This is a genomic window from Liquorilactobacillus mali (assembly GCF_001437155.1).
Lineage (GTDB): Bacteria > Bacillota > Bacilli > Lactobacillales > Lactobacillaceae > Liquorilactobacillus > Liquorilactobacillus mali_A.
This window is the reverse complement of sequence record NZ_JQAR01000005.1, coordinates 96841-116503: the sequence shown is the minus strand read 5'-3', so window position 1 is coordinate 116503 and position 19663 is coordinate 96841. Positions and strand designations below refer to the sequence as shown.

The following is a 19663-nucleotide window of genomic DNA, read 5'->3' as shown; positions in this document are numbered from 1 at the left end:
TCTTGTGTGCTTTTTTTTCATGTGCAGAGTTCCTCAGAAAATATAATGTCTATTTTTGATTTTTTTGGTTAAATTTCAGTAGTGATCAGTAGTAAAAAGAAAATATTAGTCAAAATTCTCAAGTCTCATACTTTTTTCTTCCCATGAGTCTTCCAAGTTAGCAACTTTAGCTTGTGTATTCTTTAGTAATTCTTGTAACTCAGTACTTTGTTGAGGGTCAGAATAGACCTCTGGAAGTGTCATTTGTTTTTGGATTTCTTCTTCTTTCGTATTGAGTTTCTCAAGTTGATTTTCGATTTCTTCAATTTCGCGACGCAATTTTCGTTCCTTACGCTGTTGTTCCTTATTAAGTTGATAGTTGTTTTTTTCAGGTTTCTTAGCAACTGTAATTTCACTTTGTTCATTTTCCTGTGCAAGCAAAAGTTGTTCTTCTTTTTTATCGACATAATAATCATAATCACCTAAGTAGAGTTGACTACCATTTTCAGATATTTCTAGAACATTGGTCGCAACCTTGTTGATGAAATAGCGATCATGTGAAATGAAGAGTACAGTCCCATCGTAGTCCAAAAGAGCTCTTTCAAGCACTTCTTTACTATCAATATCCAAATGATTAGTTGGTTCATCAAAAATTAAGAAGTTATCGTGGTTGAATGCAAGTTTTGTCAGCAATAAGCGAGCTTTTTCACCACCGGAAAGATTGTGAACCACTTTCTTAACATCATCTCCAGAAAAAAGGAAACTGCCTAAAATCGATCTAATATCTTTTTCAGGGGTAGTGGGATGTTCATCCCATAACTCATTTAATACAGTCTTAGTAGCATGCAAGTTTTTTAGCTCCTGATCGTAGTATCCAGTGTCAACATTTGTCCCAAATGAATACTCACCACTGATCAAAGGAATTTTGTTGAGGATACTTTTCAACAAAGTTGACTTTCCAACTCCATTGCTGCCAACAATCGCCATCCTTTGATGTTTTCGTAAATCAATATTGATTGGCCCTGATATTGGATCACTTTCATATCCAATAAAGGCATTGTTAACAGTTAAAACGATATTTCCGCTCTGACGGTTTGCAATGAATTGAAAATGCGGCCCCTGTTGTCCATCAGTTGGCCGTTCAAGTCGATCTATTTTTTCAAGTTGCTTTCGCCGGCTTTGAGCCCTTTTTGTTGTTGATGCTCGCACAATGTTACGCGCAACGAAATCTTCAAGTTTCTCGATTTCTTCTTGCTGTTTTTCATATTGCTTCATTTTTTGTTGAAAGCGTTTAGCCTTTTCTTCAATATAGAAAGAATAATTTCCCTGATAATGTTCTGTTCCACTTGAGGTGAGTTCGTAAACTTCCTTGGCAATTTTATCAAGAAAATAGCGGTCATGTGAAATAATTAGGAGGGCACCTGAGTAAGATTGCAAGTAACCTTCTAGCCAGCTTAAAGTCTGGATGTCTAAATGATTTGTCGGTTCATCCAATATTAATAAGTCGTTTTTTTCTAATAACAGTTTTGCAAGTGCTAGGCGAGTTTTTTGTCCACCCGATAGTGTTCCAATAATAGTGGTGAAATCTTTTTCATAGAATTTAAAGCCATGCAAGACAGCTCGAATTTCTGACTCATAGCCATAACCATTTGCTTCTTTGAAATTGTGCGATAGTTGGTCATAGCTGCTAAGAAGTGCTTCATACTTTGAATGTGGTTGATCAGAGTGATTAAAAGATGAAATCTCATTTTCTAGTTTGTGCATCTTTACTTCCATCTTCTTCAGATCATCAAAGACGGTAAGCATTTCGTCGTAGATACTTCTTGTAGAATTCAAACCATTGTCTTGAGCTAGGTAACCAATTGTCATATTTTTATTTTTAGTAATTTGACCATTATCAGGAGATTGCAGACCAACAATCATTTTGATCAAGGTTGATTTACCAACCCCGTTTCGCCCAACAAGAGCGATCCTAGAATTGTCTTGAACGTCAAGGTTAACTTTCTCAAAGAGAACATCACTTCCAAATAGACGCTCGACATTTTGTACTTGAAGTAAAATCATAAAAAACACCTCTTAAATATTAAAATATGGAGATTAAGGCAGTTACAAGCCTTGTGAAATTTAGCAAGTAATTGTATGCTCTATTGCATGTGAATGTAATTTAGTGTAGCATAAACACGGTAAAACATAGTGTACAATATTAATGCTTGTGAAGATAGTTAAACACATAGCTTCACAAGGAGTGTGTTATACTATTTAAAAAGACTGAATTATTTATTAGCGAAAGGAGCTAAAACATGGTAACATCAAAAATTCCTCATGCGACAGCTAAAAGACTGCCGATCTATTATCGTTACTTGCACTTTTTATCGGATGCAGGTAAACAAAGAATTTCATCAACTGAACTTGCAGATGCTGTTAAGGTTGATTCTGCAACAATTAGAAGAGACTTCTCATACTTCGGTGCCCTTGGAAAAAGAGGGTACGGTTATGATGTAGACAGCCTACTTGCTTTCTTCAAAAAGACTTTAAACCAAGATCAGTTAACAAATGTAGCACTGATCGGAGTGGGTAATTTAGGACATGCGCTTTTGAATTATAATTTCCATCAGAGCAACAATGTACGTATTAGTGCAGCTTTTGATATCAACCAGGATATTACTGGAACGATTCAGAGTAGTGTGCCAGTTTATGATATGGCTGATATGAAGGAACAGTTAACAGTTCAACAAATCGAGATCGTAATTTTGACTGTTCCTTCCAGTGTTGCTCAAAAAGTTACGAACGAACTTGTTGATGTCGGGATTAAAGGAATACTTAATTTTACACCCCTTAGAATCACTGTACCTAATACTGTTAGAGTCCAAAACGTTGACCTAACAAATGAATTACAAACACTGATTTATTTCTTAAACAAATTCGGTGATAAAGATGAAACTTTATTAGACTAACATCACGCTTTACCAAAGTTTTTACTGAGGTAAGGCTTTTTTATTTTAATTGCAGTACGATGACAAGAATATTCATAAGTATATGAGCAATTATTGGTGCTTTAATGTCGTGAGCTTTGTAGTATATAAAGCTCAAAACCAGTCCTAAACAAGCATAGGTTAAGTAATGTCCGTCGGCATGCGCAATGCTGAAAAGAACACTCGAAAAGAGTGCAGCTCCCATTGGATTGATGAATGTTGAAAGATTACCAAAGAACACCTTGCGAAAAATAAATTCCTCCATTACCGGTGCAGCAGCTATTACGTATATTAAATAATAGGGATAGTGAGCAATAATGGTCATTATTTGGCTAGTGTTTTCAGAAACAACTGATTGATGCAGAAGATAGATTTCAACAAGCATCGTCACTTTTTGGATAACAAAAGCTAGAATCGTCCCTAAAAAGCCTAATAATAGTACAGAGGTCAATGAAATTTGTTTTGATTCAATGTTGTTTTTAAATGGAAATTTTCGATTGAGATAGAACATAAAAAATATTCCTACAGTTCCCATGATACTAGTTGTGATAAACAACAGTGGGTTGCTTTTGATTACTGTAAAAAAGATGTTTGGAAAGAGCATAACAACGAGATATGTTATGAGCAGTGCTAAAGAATTTTTTCTGATATCCATGAGTTACTCCATTCACTTTAATAGTAAACCCAGTATAACATACATTAATTAGCACTCTCGTAAGTAGAGTGATAAAAAACTTGCATTTTTAGTGCGAATTGATTATAGTAATAGTTGTGATTAGCACTTGAATTAGCAGAGTGCTAAAAACAAAACAATATTGGAGGGATATATAGTGCTTAAACCTTTAGGAGATCGTGTTATTTTGGAAGTTCAAAAAGATGAGGAACAAACTGTTGGCGGCATAGTGATTGCTAGCAATGCTCAAGAAAAGCCACAAACAGGAAAAGTGGTTGCAGTTGGTGCAGGCCGAGTTTTAGATAACGGTGAGAAGGTTGCTTTATCAGTTAAAGTCGGTGAAACGGTTTTGTTTGATAAATATGCTGGCACAGAAGTCAAATACGAAGAAAAAGAGTATTTGGTTGTTCATGAAAAAGATATTGTTGCAATTGTAGACTAAATATTATTATATAAATTGACTATGAGGTGAATTATTGATGGCAAAGGAAATTAAGTTTTCAGAAGATGCTCGTTCAAAGATGCTTGCAGGTGTTGATAAGTTAGCAAATACAGTTAAATCAACAATTGGTCCAAAAGGAAGAAATGTTGTTTTGGAACAATCATACGGTTCACCAACAATCACAAATGATGGTGTAACAATTGCAAAAGCAATCGAGCTTGAAGATCATTTCGAAAATATGGGAGCAAAGCTTGTTGCAGAAGTTGCTTCAAAGACAAACGATATTGCAGGTGATGGTACTACAACTGCTACTGTATTAACACAAGCAATTGTTACAGAAGGAATGAAGAATGTGACTGCTGGTGCAAATCCAGTCGGCATTCGTCGCGGTATTGAATTAGCAACTAAAGCTGCAGTTGATGAATTGCATGAGATGTCGAATAAGGTTGAATCAAAGAGTGATATTGCTCAAGTTGCTTCAATTTCTTCAGCCAATGAAGAGGTTGGTAAGTTGATTGCAGATGCAATGGAAAAAGTCGGAAACGATGGTGTTATCACAATTGAGGAATCAAAGGGTATTGATACTTCATTGGATGTTGTGGAAGGAATGCAGTTTGATCGTGGATATCTTTCACAATATATGGTAACAGATAATGATAAGATGGAAGCCGATTTGGATAATCCATATGTCTTGATTACTGATAAGAAGATTTCAAACATCCAAGAGATTCTCAATCTTTTACAATCAATTGTAGAGCAAGGACGTCCATTATTGATTATTGCTGATGATGTTGATGGTGAAGCATTGCCTACTCTTGTTTTGAACAAGATTCGTGGAACATTCAATGTCGTTGCTGTTAAGGCTCCAGGCTTTGGTGATCGTCGTAAGGAAATGCTCCAAGATATTGCTACGTTGACTGGTGCAACAGTTATTACAGAGGACTTGGGCCTGCAATTGAAGGACACAACGGTTGATCAGCTTGGTTCTGCAAGCAAGATTACTGTTACAAAAGAAAAGACAACCATTGTTGAAGGTGCTGGAAACAAGTCAGAAATTGCTGAGCGTGTAAACGTAATCAAGAAGCAAATTGCTGAAACAACTTCAGATTTTGATCGTGAAAAATTACAGGAACGTTTAGCTAAACTTGCTGGGGGCGTGGCTGTAATCAAAGTTGGTGCAGCAACCGAAACTGAATTAAAGGAACGTAAGTACCGCATTGAAGATGCATTAAATGCTACTAGAGCCGCTGTCGAAGAAGGATTTGTTTCAGGTGGTGGTACGGCATTAGTTAATGTCATTGGTAAAGTGGCTGAATTAAAGGAAACAGGCGATGTTCAAACAGGTATCAACATTGTTAAACGTGCTTTGGAAGAACCTGTTCGTCAAATCGCTGCAAATGCGGGTCTTGAAGGATCTGTAATTGTTGAAAAGCTGAAATCACAGAAACCAGGTATCGGCTACAACGCCGCTACTGATGAATGGGTTGATATGGTAAAGGCTGGAATAGTCGATCCAACTAAGGTAACACGTTCTGCTTTGCAAAATGCGGCAAGTGTATCTGCTTTGTTGCTGACTACAGAAGCTGTTGTTGCTGATGTACCAGCACCTGAGGCACCTGCTGCTCCTGCACCTGCTGCACCAGGTATGGGCGGAATGATGTAATAAATACAATATTAAATAACTAATAACAACAGAGCTAGGTCAAAAGTTAACTTCTGACCTAGCTCTGTTGTTTACTGTGTGTGAACGTATTTCATAAGTCGAAATTTTATTTTAACCATGACTTACAGGTAGAAAAGCATTCATAGATGTTTGAAATTTCTAATTAGTACTTAACTTAAATTTTTTCAGTTTATTTCACATTACAAGTTTTTATTGTAAAAAACGGATTTTGGCGTATTTATTTTTGAAATAATCAAGTAAAATTTTATTGAGTAAAATATTAAAATTGTACTAAGTTGTTGCTTGTTAGAATAGTTAAAATAGGAAATAAAGTGTGTAAGAAAGAGTATTAATTTATTTGCTGATGTATCTGAAAGAATATTCAAATTCAGATTGGTATTGAATTTAAGGTGCAACTGAATGTAAAGTGTGATAAATTGTTTTAATAGGGAATTAGCAGATAGCAAAATGATGCTATTTCATAGAATTTGATTATCTTAGTCATCAAAGAGGGGAAATTAAATGTGGCACTATTTAAAACGATTATTAATTGGAAAGCCTTTAAAAACAACGGATGAAGGTAATCAACAGCTGACAAAATTCAAAGCTTTGGCTCTGTTATCTTCAGATGCATTGTCTTCAGTGGCTTACGGTACTGAACAAATTACAGCAGTTCTGGTAGTTTTGTCGGCTGCAGCTACGTGGTATGCTTTACCGGCTGCTGGAATTGTCTTGATTCTATTGTTTGCAATAACCTTGTCGTATAGACAGATTATTCATGCTTATCCATCCGGTGGTGGGGCATATATTGTTGCAACAAAAAACTGGGGAACGCCTGTTGGTCTAGTTGCAGGTGGTTCGCTACTAGTTGATTACATGCTGACTGTTGCTGTTTCTGTAACTTCTGGGACCGAGGCTATTACGTCAGCTATTCCATATTTAAGGGCGCACAGTATCGCAATTTCAATTATCATTGTTTTGTTTATTATGACTTTGAATTTGCGTGGTATGCGTGAGTCGGCTTCTTTTTTGACGTTCCCAGTTTATTTGTTCATCACCATTCTGGTTTCGATGTTAGCATGGGGACTATTCAATATTGTTACAAACAAAATTCAATACAATGCTGCTGCACCAATAGGCGGAGCTGTTCCAGGAATGTCTTTAATCTTGTTTCTCAAAGCATTTTCGGCTGGATCATCTTCCTTGACCGGTGTTGAAGCTATCAGTAATGCAGTTCCAAACTTTAAAAAACCAAAAAGAAGAAACGCAGCCAATACATTAGCTTTGATGGCATTGATTTTAGGTGTATTTTTCACCGGAGTTACGTTCCTAAGTTATTACTTAGGTGTACTTCCCAGTACTAAAGAAACTGTCCTGTCCCAAATTGGGATAGCAGTTTTTGGTAAGGGTATCTTCTATTACTTACTGCAATTTTCGACGGCTATGATACTGGCAGTCGCTGCTAATACGGGTTTTTCGGCCTTTCCAATATTGGCTTATAATTTGGCAAAAGACAAATTCATGCCTCATATGTATATGGATAAGGGAGACCGCTTAGCATATTCGAATGGAATTATTTCGCTTGCAGTTGGAGCGATTGTCCTAATATTGATTTTTCATGGGCAGACTAACTTGTTGATTCCCTTGTATGCAGTCGGTGTTTTTGTACCATTTACACTTTCTCAATCAGGGATGATAATCCATTGGTTCAGGGAAAAAGGAAAAAATTGGATTTTGAATGCACTCGTGAACTTGTTAGGAACAATTATTTCATTTCTTTTAGTTGTATTCTTGTTCTTGCTGCATTTTCAAAATGTATGGCCATACTTGGTAATTATGCCAGTTCTGTTATTTGCATTTCAAAAAATTCACAGTCACTATATCATGGTTGCTTCTCAATTACGTTTGAGTGAAGAGGCTACACTTCATGATTATGATGGCTCGACTGTAATTGTTCTTGTAAGTTCAGTAACACATGTAACGACAGGGGCTATCAATTATGCAAGGTCAATAGGTGATTATGTGATTGCAATGCATGTTTCGTTTGATGAGAATCCAAAAAAAGAACATGAAACTGCGAAAGAATTCAAGGAGTCATTTCCAGATGTACGTTTTGTTGATTTGCATTCTTCATATCGCTCGGTAGCAACCCCTGTTTTGCGTTTCTGTGATGTTATTGCTAAAAACTCAGCTGAAAAAAATTATTCAATGACAGTCCTAGTGCCGCAATTTGTACCACGTAAACCATGGCAAAATATTTTACACAATCAGACCAGTTTAAGGTTGCGTGCTGTGTTGAATTCGCGTGAAAATATTATTGTGTCAACGTATAGTTATCATTTGAAGAAGTAGACTTTATGCGACTCTATAAAAGCTATATGAGTTTATGTTATAATGACTGAGAGTGGTTCTATAATTTTAGTAGATAATTAAGCTCTTCTTTAATTTATTAAAGAAAAAGAAAGAGGACGGCGTATGTATATAGTTGTTGCGTCTTTTTTGGCAACACTGGCATTTTCGTTTTTTTTGACACCAATTATTAGACGATTGGCTTTCAAAATAGGCGCGGTTGATAATCCGAATGCTAGGCGTGTCAACAAAACACCAATGCCGACAATGGGGGGCCTTGCAGTTTTTTTGGCCTTTAATATAACAAATATATTTATTTTAAGAAAAGAATATCCTAGTAGTCAATTTTGGCCACTTCTAGCAGCTGAATGTGTAATAATTTTGACAGGTATAATTGATGATATTTTTGAACTTAAGCCCAAACAGAAGATATTGGGGATAACGATTGCGGGGTTAGTGATTTATTTTTTTGCGAATATCAGGATGACGACATTAACACTTCCTTTTTTGGGTACCCTCGATTTGGGGATTCTGAGTCTGCCGGTTACTTTAATCTGGATTTTAGCCATTACTAATGCGGTTAACTTGATTGATGGTCTTGATGGACTTGCTGCCGGAGTATCAGTAATTGCTCTGTTTACAATGGGGATTACAGGCTTTTTCTTCTTGACGGTTACAAGTACGTATGTTTCAGTTTGGATCTTTATGTTGGTGGCAGCCTTATTAGGCTTCTTGCCATATAACTTTCATCCAGCTAAGGTTTATCTTGGAGATACAGGAGCTCTTTTTATTGGGTTTATGATTTCAACTTTTTCTCTTTATGGGCTCAAGAATGCAACTTTTATTTCAATAATTATTCCAGTGATAATACTTGGTGTTCCAATTACTGATACCGTTTTTGCGATATTGCGTCGCTTTTTGAATAAGAAACCGATTGCACAAGCCGATAAGCACCATTTACACCACAGATTAATGGAAATGGGCCTATCACATACACAAACAGTGCTGGTGATATATGGGATAGCACTTATCTTTTCAATGATTTCGCTGCTTTATCCGATTTCTAACTTGGGAGGCTCAATCTTGTTGACTGTTGCAACATTGGTCGGACTAGAATTGTTTGTGGAATCAATCGGGCTAGTTGGACCTGAGAGAAGACCTGTATTGAATTGGATAGGGAAAGTCTTGAAGATAAAGGGACATAAATTTTCATCTAAAAATAAGAAATGATAATTATCAATAAAAAATAGGAGTCTTTGACAAGGAGAAATACTTTGTCCAAGATTCCTTTTTTATTTGATTTGCGGCGTTTCAATATATTTTGTTCCGTTTGGTCTGAATGTGACCTGCCCATTAAGGAGATCTTTTATTTCGGATAAATTTGTAGATGTTTCAGAAGGATCTGTTAAGAGGGAAAGAAGAATGTTTTCTTGATAAGAAATTGAATCAATTACTAGTTGATTTTCGGCAGCAAAATTTTGAAAGCGTCCAAGTTGGGAATAACTGATTGTTATTTCAGTAATATTTTGCGGTTTTATCAAAACAATCGCATTGTTAAGTGCCAATGTCGTTGCTTGTCCATAAGCTCTAATTAATCCACCAGTTCCAAGTTTTATACCGCCAAAATATCTTGTTACTACAGCAGTTGTATTTCGAACATTTGTCTTTAGAAGTACGTTTAAAATAGGAACACCGGCAGTTCCCGAAGGTTCTCCGTTGTCGCTTTGTCTTTGAACATCATTTTTGGAACCAATCACATAGGCGAAACAATTGTGATTTGCCTTGGGGTTAAGTTTTTTGATTTTTTCGATAAATTTTTGTGCATCCTGCTCAGTATCTGTGCGCGCAACACTACAGATGAAAGAGGATTTCTTGATTATTAAGTCGGCAGAATTTTCTTGCCCAATTGTTAAGTAACTTTCGATGTTAATCGACTCCTTTGCGTATTTATTTTTTGATGAGGGGTGAGGCAATGCAGAAAAAAGATTTCTTTGGGAGATGGGTAGCATTAAGGAAAACAAATCAAGTTATGGTCATGGATGAAGGTTTGTTTTCAAAAAGGGCAGCATTAGAAGTACAAAAGAATATAATAATTTGTAATAGATGCGGTCAGAAAACGCCAAAGAAACGAGCATTTCTACCTAATCAACAATATTATTGTCCTGCATGTATAATGTTGGGAAGACTTACAACACAACATATATTATACACGATAGAGGAACCAAATCTTTTTTTGGATATCCCTGATCCATTGACATGGAAGGGAGAACTGTCTAAAAATCAATTGAGATGTTCGAATAAAATCATTCAGATTCAACGAGACAACAAGAATTTTTTATTATGGGCAGTAACTGGTGCTGGGAAAACCGAAATACTTTTTGCAAGTCTGGCCGATGCTTTTAAGAAACATAAAAGAGTTTGTATTGCCTCACCACGCGTTGATGTCTGTAATGAATTGTATCCAAGATTAAAAGCAGCGTTTGAATGTGTGACAATGGTGCTTTTACATGGTTATCAGGCTGAAAAATATGAATATACGCAATTGGTAATTTGTACTACACATCAGTTATTACGTTTTAAAGGTGCATTTGATATGCTCATTATTGATGAGGTTGATGCTTTCCCATTTAAAGATGATGTGATGCTAATGAATGCAGTTAATTCAGCTAGAAAATCTGTCAGTTCATTAATTATGCTAACAGCAACTCCTACTCATTCTTTAATGAAACAAGTTCGGCGAAAAAAATTAGAAGTTGGTTATCTGCCTTCCAGATACCATGGACACGAGTTGCCTATTCCAAAGATAATTATAAGAACAAACTGGTTGAAGGAATTACAAAGAGGAAAAATTTGTAATAAGCTCAGGAAGATTATAAATTCTTGGATTGATAATAAAGAACCATTTCTAGTCTTTGTTTCGCGAATTGATTTTTTAAGGGATGTGAATTTGGTAATTAACAAATTTGTTAATGGCAGATGTGAGGGAGAAACAGTTTTTTCAGCTGATAAGGAGCGAATTGAAAAAGTTCAAAAGATGAGAAATGGGACATTTCAATATTTAGTAACTACAACTATTCTTGAGCGTGGTGTGACTTTCGCTGGTTTGAATATTTTAGTATTGGGTGCAGATGACGAGTTGTTTAACAGTGCATCTCTTGTCCAGATTGCTGGAAGAGTTGGCAGAAGCGCACAAGAACCTGATGGTGACGCAATTTTTCTATGTAGCCGTAAGAAAATGACTGTTGTTAATGCGAAGAAACAGATTATTTTGCTTAACCTGAAAGGAAGAAAAATAAAAAATGAGTCACTGTTTGATGTGCCAGAGTAGAATTAATGAGTATTTTGATCTTGAATGGGTACTTTCCTTCCAGCGGCCAAAGAAAAAATTTCTCTGCCAAAATTGCAAAAATAACTTTGTGGCATTACTTAATTATCCTAGGTGTCTTGGCTGTGGAAGAAAAATGAACGAAGAAGATATCTGTGTTGATTGCAGAAAATGGGAAAGGGAATATAGTGACTTATTAGGAAATATTGCATTGTATGAGTATAACGAGTTGATGAAAAAATATTTTGAAAGATTCAAGTTTATGGGTGACTACTATTATTCCAATATTTTCAATGAAGAATTAAAAGAAATCGTTCAAAAGGAATATGGTAAAGGGTGGTTGTATGTACCAGTCCCACTTTCTAAACAAAGTTTTCAGATAAGGATGTTTAATCAGGTAGAAGCATTGTTTTCAGGTTTGACGTTCACGGAACTGCTCACAGTTAGAAACGATGAAAAAAGACAGCAATCAAAGCTGAATAGACGAGAACGTTTAAGGAGAAGACAGCCTTTTATACTAAATAGTGATAGACGGGTAGAAGTTGAAGCGGCAAATATATTGTTGCTTGATGATATTTATACAACAGGCGGTACCTTGTATCATGCTGCAAAAATAATGAAAGATGCAGGTGCCAAAAAAATAAAGTCAATTACACTTGCAAGATAGTTAGGGATAATATTTGTTAATTGTAACGTTTTCTTTTATAATAAAGTTAGCATACCTTTGCTCGTTGATATGCTTTAGCGAGTGATGGTGCTGAGTTGTGAAAGGAGAGGTTTGTTATGCTTAAGTACAATATTCGTGGGGAAAATATCGAAGTCACAGAGGCAATCAGAAGTTATGTCCAAAAGAAATTGACTAAATTAGAAAAATATTTTGAAGATACTTCTAACTCAACAGCTCATGTAAATTTAAAGGTCTACTCTGATAAGACCGCCAAGGTTGAGGTTACCATTCCATTACCGTACCTTGTACTGAGAGCTGAGGAGACATCGCCTGACATGTACGCTAGTGTTGATTTAGTGACAGATAAGCTAGAACGTCAAATTCGCAAGCATAAAACTAAAATTAATCGTAAGTCACGTGAAAAAGGATTCAATAATGTTCAAGTAAAGGATGACAATGAGGAAAGTGAGAACGGGTTTGATATTGTTCGCTCCAAACATTTCTCGTTAAAACCAATGGATAGTGAAGAGGCTGTTCTTCAAATGAATATGTTGGGACATGACTTTTTTATCTATGAAGATGCAGAGACAGACGGAGTCAATATTGTTTACCGCAGAAAAGATGGTAGATATGGTTTGATTGAATCTACAGAAGATTAACCGAAAAGGCGGGCTTTTCTCTTTTAGGGACGAGCTCGTTTTTTTGTGAGAATTGAAAATATATTGTAATTGTTTCAAATTAGAGTAATTGATGATAAAATACGTAGTGATATGCTGTTTTTTTAAATAACAGAATAAATTTTTATATTGAGTTTTTTGGAAAGGAAATATGACATGGTAAATGTCCTAAGAAAATGGGTCGAAAGTGATAATAGAGAATTAAAACGCTTGGGAAAAATTGCTGATAAAGTTGAAGCATACGCTGACGATATGGCAGCCTTAAGTGATGAAGAATTACAAGCAAAGACACCGGAATTAAAGGCAAAATTTGTAGCAGGAGCATCCTTGGATGATTTACTACCAGAAGCTTTTGCAGTTGTTCGCGAAGGTGCAAAAAGAGTTCTTGGATTGTATCCATTTAGGGTTCAAATCTTTGGTGGAATAGTTTTGCATGAGGGTAACATTGCTGAGATGAAGACTGGTGAAGGTAAGACCTTGACGGCTACTATGCCGGTTTATCTAAATGCTCTTGCTGGAAAAGGTGTTCATGTTGTAACTGTTAATGAATATCTTTCGGCACGTGATGCAAAAGAAATGGGTGAGTTGTATTCTTGGCTGGGGCTTTCAGTTGGATTGAATATTTCGAGTTTATCGCCAGATGAGAAACGTGCTGCATATAAATGTGATATCACGTATTCAACAAATAGTGAGCTAGGGTTCGATTACCTTCGTGATAACATGGTTGTTTATCGTGAAGATATGGTTCAAAGACCACTTAATTTTGTAATAGTTGATGAAGTTGATTCAATTCTGATTGATGAGGCCAGAACTCCTTTGATTATTTCTGGACAGGCTGAAAAATCTACAACATTGTACACTAGAACAGATCGTTTTGCTAAGACCTTGACCGAAGAAACTGATTTTAAGATCGATCTTGAATCAAAAACAGTTTCTCTAAGTGAAGATGGCATTAAGAAAGCTGAAAAGTATTTTGGTCTTGAAAATTTATATGATCCTGACAACACAGCGTTAACACACCATTTGGACAATGCTTTGCGTGCAAATTTCATTATGTTGCGTGATAAAGATTACGTTGTTTCTGATGGTGAGGTTTTGATCGTTGATCAGTTTACAGGACGTATCATGGAAGGACGTCGTTATTCGGATGGACTTCATCAGGCAATTGAAGCTAAGGAACATGTTGAAATTCAGCAGGAAACGACGACAATGGCTAACATTACCTATCAGAATTTCTTTAGAATGTACAAGAAAATTGCTGGTATGACTGGTACTGCTAAAACTGAACAAGAAGAATTTCGTGAAATTTACAATATGGAAGTTATCTCCATTCCTACTAACAAACCTGTTTTACGTGAGGATCGCCCAGATTTGTTATATCCTACATTGAAGAGTAAATTTGCAGCTGTTATTGAAGATATCAAGGAACGCCACGAAAAAGGACAGCCGATCCTTGTTGGTACAGTCGCAGTTGAGACTTCAGAGTTGTTGTCAGAACTTCTGGATAAAGCAGGAATTGCACATGCTGTCTTAAATGCTAAGAATCATGCTAAGGAAGCTGAAATTATTATGAATGCCGGTCAACGTGGTGCTGTAACAATCGCTACCAATATGGCTGGACGTGGAACGGATATTAAGTTAGGACCAGGTGTTCGCGAAGTTGGTGGGTTAGCAGTTATTGGGACTGAACGTCATGAATCTCGACGCATTGATAATCAGTTGCGAGGACGTTCAGGACGACAAGGTGATCCAGGGCTAACACAATTTTATCTTTCGTTAGAAGATGATTTGATGCTTCGTTTTGGTTCAGAAAGAGTAAAAGCGATTCTTGAGCGTTTCAAAGTTGCGGACGAGAATGCTGTTATTCAAAGTAAAATGATTTCACGTCAAGTTGAATCCGCACAAAAACGTGTAGAAGGTAATAACTATGATACGCGTAAGCAAGTGTTGCAATATGACGATGTAATGCGTGAACAGCGTGAAGTTATTTATGCTCAAAGGCAGCAAGTCATTATGGAGGAAAAATCTCTTAAACCAATTATTTTAGCAATGATCAAGCGAACTGTTGAACATTTTGTACAAATGCATACACAAGGTGAGCAAAAAGATTGGAACTTGCAAGCAATTCTTGATTTTGCGATTGGTGCTATGGTTAATGAAGATAGTATTACAATTAAGGATCTGCAAGGTAAAAAACCTGAGGAGATTGTTAATTACCTGATGGACTGTGCCAATGCTAATTATGCAATGAAAGAGAAACAACTGTATGATGCTTCGCAAATGCTTGAGTTTGAGAAGGTTGTTGTTCTACGAGTAGTTGATTCAAGGTGGACAGATCATATTGATGAAATGGATCAATTGCGTCAATCCATCGGACTGCGTGGTTATGGGCAACTGAACCCATTAGTTGAGTATCAAACTGATGGATTTAGAATGTTTGAACAGATGATCGGAGATATCGAGTATGATATTACTCGCTTGTTCTTGAAGGCTGAAATCAGACAAGATATCAAGCGTTGATAATTTAGATAGATTTTTTATGAGTCTTAACATGTTCAGTTTTACTGGAATATGTTGAGACTCTTTAGTTAATAAATAAAAAGGAGTATACAAATGGAAATAAGTGATTATAAGCGAATTATCGAAAAAATGAATGAACAAGTCACAGACTTTAGGGGGTCTCTTTGACTTAGATGCATTGAATATTAGAATTTCTGAAAATGAGGCACAAATGGCTAATCCGGATTTTTGGAATAATCAGGAGGAAGCCCAGAAGTTAATCGAGGAAACTAATGAATTGAAAATCAAACATGATAATTTTAAAGAATTAACTGATAAACTTGATGAACTTGAAGTTCTTCTGGAATTAGTAAAAATTGAGCCGGATAAAGAAATGATTGCTGAATTGGATGAAAAAATTGAAAGTGCACAAAAGAAAATGAACAGTTATCAGCTAACACTCTTGTTAAACGGCAAGTATGATAAGAGCAATGCCATTCTGGAAATACATCCAGGTGCTGGTGGAACTGAATCTCAAGATTGGGGTTCAATGTTGCTGCGGATGTATGATCGTTGGGCACAGCAGCATAATTTCTCAGTGGAAGTTTTAGATTATCAAGCTGGAGATGAGGCAGGAATCAAGAGTGTTTCCCTCATGATTAAAGGAACTAATGCTTATGGATATTTGCGCAGTGAAAAGGGAGTGCATAGACTAGTCCGAATCTCACCATTTGATGCCGCTGGAAGGCGACATACCTCGTTTGCGTCAGTCAATGTAATGCCTGAATTAGGAGATGACGTTGAGGTCGAGCTTAGACCGGAAGATGTCAAGATGGAAGTATTCCGTGCTAGCGGTGCAGGTGGACAACATATCAATAAGACTTCTTCTGCGGTTCGTTTAATCCATATTCCAACAGGAATAGTAGTATCAAGTCAGGCCCAACGTTCACAATTTCAAAACCGTGCGACTGCTGAAAGCATGTTGAGGTCTAAATTATATCAACTAAAGTTAGAGGAGCAGGAAAAGAAAAAAGCTGAGATTCAAGGCCAACAACTTGAGATTGGCTGGGGTTCACAGATTAGATCTTATGTTTTTCATCCTTACTCATTAGTAAAAGATCACCGGACAAATTATGAGACAGGGAATGCACAAAGCGTTATGGACGGAGATCTAGATGGATTTATAAATGCATTTTTACAGTATGAATTACAATTGAGAAATCCACAATAAACTAATTGAAACTAAATTGTAACGTTGTTGCAATATTGCATTTAGTATTAATGATATAATACTTGGGGTGTATCAAAATATAAGGAGGAAAATCCTTTTGATTGAATTTAAACATGTGTTTAAAAAGTACCCCAATGAAGTCTTGGCGGCTAATGATTTTAACGTTAAGATTCGACAGGGTGAATTTATTTATGTGATTGGTCCCAGTGGAGCTGGAAAATCAACATTTATAAAAATGATGTACCGTGAAGAACGTCCTACTTCCGGTGAAATCAAGGTTAATGATTATGAATTACAAAAGATAAAGAATAGTGAAATTCCATTTTTAAGGCGTGAATTAGGGATTGTTTTCCAAGATTTCAAGTTATTGCCAAAGCTCACTATTTTTGAAAATGTTGCCTATGCACTTCAAGTTATTGAAAAAGACCCTGAGACAATTGCGACCAGAGTGAATTATGTGTTGGATTTGGTGGGATTGAAGCATAAAGTAGATGCATTTCCTAATGAACTCTCAGGCGGTGAGCAGCAAAGAATTTCGATAGCACGTGCCATTGCTAATAAACCCGAAGTTGTAATTGCTGACGAACCAACTGGTAATTTGGATCCAGACACCGCAGCTGGAATAATGGAAATTCTTGAAAGAATTAATAGTGAGGGAACAACTGTTGTAATGGCCACCCATAATAGTCAAATTGTTGATCAATATAAGCACCGTGTTCTAGAGATAGAAGATGGAAAAATTGTTCGTGATCAGACTGAAGGAGGATTTTTCCAAGATGAAGATTAGTACGTTTAAGAGACATGTGGTTGAAAGCTTAAAGAGCTTAAAACGTAATGGTTGGATGTCTGTCGCTGCGCTTAGTGCGGTTACGGTGACCCTTCTTTTAGTGGGTATTTTATTTTCAATTCTAATGAATGTTAATAAAGTCGCTTCTGATATTGAAAATGATGTTCAGGTCAGGGTACTTATTGATCGTGGGACGAACAAGAAACAAGAAGCAAAACTTAAACAGAATTTAGCAAAACTTCATTCTGTCAGCAAAATTAAATTTTCTAGTAAAGAACAAGAGCTTAAAAATGTAATTGGAAGTTACGGAAAAGAGTTCAAACTTTTCGGTGGCGATGATAATCCGCTAAACGATGTCTTCGTTGTGAGTGCAAAGAAACCGGAACAGACCGTAACAATTGCTAAAGAAGCAAAAAAAATGAAGCATGTTTATGATGCAAAGTATGGTGGGGCTTCTGCAAAGAAGTTGTTCAATATTGTTGATAATATCCAAAAATGGGGTATCGCCATAAGTCTCTTATTGCTTTTTGTTGCAGTTTTCTTAATTTCTAACACGATTAGAATCACGATTCTATCACGCAAAAATGAAATTTCGATTATGCGCTTGGTTGGTGCGACAAATGGCTTTATCAGATGGCCTTTTATTCTTGAGGGAGCTTGGACGGGATTGTTTGGTGCGATTATCCCAATAATTATTGTTGATTTAGGATATGTATGGCTTTATGGAATTATTTCAAATTCTCTTGCCAGCACTGGATATAGCCTGTTGACTCCGAGTGTCTTTTTATTCCAGATTGATACCTTGTTAATTTTGATTGGTATTGTAATCGGAGCAATTGGTTCTGGAATTTCAATGAGACGCTTTCTCAGGATTTAGTAGTAAAAGAAGATTTTAATTAGTGTAACAGATGTACTAGAAAAATGTTGTATGAAATAGTTTTTTGTTTTGAAATAGAAAGGGGCTGGGTCATAAATTAAATTTTGACTCAGTCCTTATTTATTGTGTACAAGTATATCCTAATAAGCCAAAATTTCCTGTTTTATGTTTTACTCTGAATTACTTTTACTCCAAAGTAATTATAGTAGGGGATATGCTATATTCGTAATTTTGCGTTAATACGCAAATTTTATTGCTTTAGGTCATGCTCCTTTTTGGCAATCTGTATATTCATTACTTTTTTGTGATAATCATGATATATTGCTATACTATAAACGTGGATAAATTAAGTAGTTTGGGAGGATGATTAAGATGGAGCTTATGGCTTTTTTAGCGCTGCTTATTTTAAATCCGATTGTTTTGTGTGGCCTAATTGTAGTTTTTCTGGGTTATCTGAGAAGAATAAAACATGAGAGAAAACACTTTAGAACGGCAATAAATAATGATTTTTTTGAGGGACGCTATTATATAAAAAATGCGCTTAAGCTAGGTTTTTTAAGCTCAGTTATTACTATTTTATTAGGATTAGAGCTGACAAAACAGTGGATTTTTGTTTATATGGGAATCACGTTTGTCGGCATTGTTTTGTCATTATACATAGATTTGAATACTGTTTTTTTATTGATTTTCACTGGAAGCAGCATAGGAATAGCTGGTTTACAGCTATTTAGTGATAAATTAATTGTTCCTACGAGTCTGAAATCCTTTCTTGATGTTAAGCCGGGCACTATTTTTGCTATCTTAGTAATTTTTTATTTGGCGAAATTATTGATGTTAAGAGGCTACCATCAAGACTCTTTTCAGCCTAAAATATATAATGGAAAAAGAGGTAGGAGATTAATCAGGTATTCTTTGAAGGATCAAACCGTTCTGCCATTGATTGTTCTTGTACCGGGTAATTATATACACAGTCTTATTTCCTTTTGGCCGGTTTTTAGTTTTGGGGGTCAATCCTTTACACTATTTGTTTTACCACTATGGGTCTCTTGGACACTAAGACTTTGGCGAAATACCGTTGAGTCAGAGTTAAAAAATGCAAAAGCTAATACACAACAGGAGCTGATCATTGCTATAGTTGGAACTATCTTAGGATTCTTGATCCCAATTACTGGAATCTTTGTATTTGTTATATTACTTTTACTGGTTATCTTGCGCTTTATACAAAGGTATGCAAAGATGAAGAGAAAGGGCAAATGGTATGCTGAAACTCATGACGGAATTAGGGTTGTCGCAATTCAACCTGAAACGCCTGCTGCAAAGATGAATCTGGAAATTGGGGACGTAATAATTATGTGTAATGGAGTTCCTGTTACAACAGAGTCAGAGTTTTATGAAGCATTGCAAAGAAATTCAGCATACTGTAAATTAAAAGTTAGAACATATGAAGGTCAGTTGAAGTTAGCAGAGAGCGCAATTTTTGCAAATTCACCACACGAAATAGGCGTAATATTGTTTCATTAAT

The 19663-nt window shown here is 36.0% G+C and carries 16 protein-coding genes; 13 read left to right on the top strand and 3 right to left on the bottom strand.

Annotated features, from left to right (window positions below):
- Positions 1-105 precede the first annotated feature (105 nt).
- Positions 106-2043, bottom strand: a complete 1938-nt coding sequence (locus IV36_RS04060; RefSeq protein ID WP_056990914.1) for an ABC-F family ATP-binding cassette domain-containing protein — start codon at positions 2041-2043, stop codon at positions 106-108.
- 236 nt (positions 2044-2279) lie between these two features.
- Between IV36_RS04060 and IV36_RS04055 the strand changes: the two genes are divergently transcribed.
- Positions 2280-2933: a redox-sensing transcriptional repressor Rex gene (locus tag IV36_RS04055; RefSeq protein WP_003688849.1), complete on the top strand. Its 654-nt coding sequence runs from the start codon at positions 2280-2282 to the stop codon at positions 2931-2933.
- A gap of 40 nt (positions 2934-2973) precedes the next feature.
- Here IV36_RS04055 and IV36_RS04050 read toward each other — a convergent pair whose 3' ends face one another.
- The gene (locus IV36_RS04050) at positions 2974-3606 is read right to left on the bottom strand and encodes a CPBP family intramembrane glutamic endopeptidase (protein WP_056990913.1); all 633 of its coding nucleotides are present in this window, start codon (positions 3604-3606) and stop codon (positions 2974-2976) included.
- Positions 3607-3781: 175 nt separating this feature from the next.
- On the opposite strand from IV36_RS04050, the gene groES reads away from it, so the two are divergent.
- The 4 genes from groES (at position 3782) to IV36_RS04030 (ending at position 9308) form a co-directional block, all read left to right on the top strand.
- Positions 3782-4066 (top strand): co-chaperone GroES, encoded by a 285-nt coding sequence (gene groES / locus IV36_RS04045; RefSeq protein WP_003688845.1) that lies wholly within the window; start codon positions 3782-3784, stop codon positions 4064-4066.
- Positions 4067-4103: 37 nt separating this feature from the next.
- Positions 4104-5729: a chaperonin GroEL gene (gene groL, locus IV36_RS04040; protein WP_056990912.1), complete on the top strand. Its 1626-nt coding sequence runs from the start codon at positions 4104-4106 to the stop codon at positions 5727-5729.
- A gap of 522 nt (positions 5730-6251) precedes the next feature.
- A complete protein-coding gene (locus IV36_RS04035) occupies positions 6252-8081 on the top strand; it encodes an APC family permease (RefSeq protein WP_056990911.1) in 1830 nt (609 codons plus the stop codon).
- Positions 8082-8204: 123 nt separating this feature from the next.
- Complete coding sequence (locus tag IV36_RS04030; protein WP_056990910.1) at positions 8205-9308, top strand: glycosyltransferase family 4 protein; 1104 nt, start codon at positions 8205-8207, stop codon at positions 9306-9308.
- A 62-nt stretch (positions 9309-9370) separates the two neighbouring features.
- Here IV36_RS04030 and IV36_RS04025 read toward each other — a convergent pair whose 3' ends face one another.
- Positions 9371-10087, bottom strand: a complete 717-nt coding sequence (locus tag IV36_RS04025) for a YigZ family protein (protein ID WP_056990909.1) — start codon at positions 10085-10087, stop codon at positions 9371-9373.
- Between IV36_RS04025 and IV36_RS04020 the strand changes: the two genes are divergently transcribed.
- The 8 genes from IV36_RS04020 to IV36_RS03985 all read left to right on the top strand — a co-directional run bounded on the left by IV36_RS04020 (position 10051) and on the right by IV36_RS03985 (position 19662).
- The gene (locus IV36_RS04020) at positions 10051-11406 is read left to right on the top strand and encodes an ATP-dependent helicase ComFA (protein WP_056990908.1); all 1356 of its coding nucleotides are present in this window, start codon (positions 10051-10053) and stop codon (positions 11404-11406) included. The two genes, IV36_RS04025 and IV36_RS04020, sit on opposite strands and share 37 nt — an antisense overlap.
- Positions 11393-12070: a ComF family protein gene (locus IV36_RS04015; protein WP_235810235.1), complete on the top strand. Its 678-nt coding sequence runs from the start codon at positions 11393-11395 to the stop codon at positions 12068-12070. The genes IV36_RS04020 and IV36_RS04015 overlap by 14 nt, the downstream gene beginning before the upstream one ends.
- Before the next feature lie 116 nt (positions 12071-12186).
- Positions 12187-12729: a ribosome hibernation-promoting factor, HPF/YfiA family gene (gene hpf / locus IV36_RS04010; RefSeq protein ID WP_056990906.1), complete on the top strand. Its 543-nt coding sequence runs from the start codon at positions 12187-12189 to the stop codon at positions 12727-12729.
- A 174-nt stretch (positions 12730-12903) separates the two neighbouring features.
- A complete protein-coding gene (secA, locus tag IV36_RS04005) occupies positions 12904-15267 on the top strand; it encodes a preprotein translocase subunit SecA (RefSeq protein WP_056990905.1) in 2364 nt (787 codons plus the stop codon).
- Positions 15268-15360: 93 nt separating this feature from the next.
- Positions 15361-16477, top strand: a protein-coding gene (gene prfB, locus IV36_RS04000) for a peptide chain release factor 2 (RefSeq protein ID WP_235810234.1) whose coding sequence is annotated in 2 segments (ribosomal slippage) — positions 15361-15432 and positions 15434-16477 — 1116 coding nt in all. Because the reading frame shifts where the segments join, the coding sequence is not laid out codon by codon here.
- A 97-nt stretch (positions 16478-16574) separates the two neighbouring features.
- The gene (gene ftsE, locus IV36_RS03995) at positions 16575-17264 is read left to right on the top strand and encodes a cell division ATP-binding protein FtsE (protein ID WP_056990904.1); all 690 of its coding nucleotides are present in this window, start codon (positions 16575-16577) and stop codon (positions 17262-17264) included.
- Entirely contained in the window at positions 17254-18141 is an 888-nt protein-coding gene (gene ftsX, locus IV36_RS03990; protein ID WP_056990903.1) for a permease-like cell division protein FtsX, read from the top strand. The genes ftsE and ftsX overlap by 11 nt, the downstream gene beginning before the upstream one ends.
- A 363-nt stretch (positions 18142-18504) precedes the next feature.
- Positions 18505-19662 (top strand): PDZ domain-containing protein, encoded by a 1158-nt coding sequence (locus IV36_RS03985; protein WP_235810233.1) that lies wholly within the window; start codon positions 18505-18507, stop codon positions 19660-19662.
- Position 19663 lies beyond the last annotated feature (1 nt).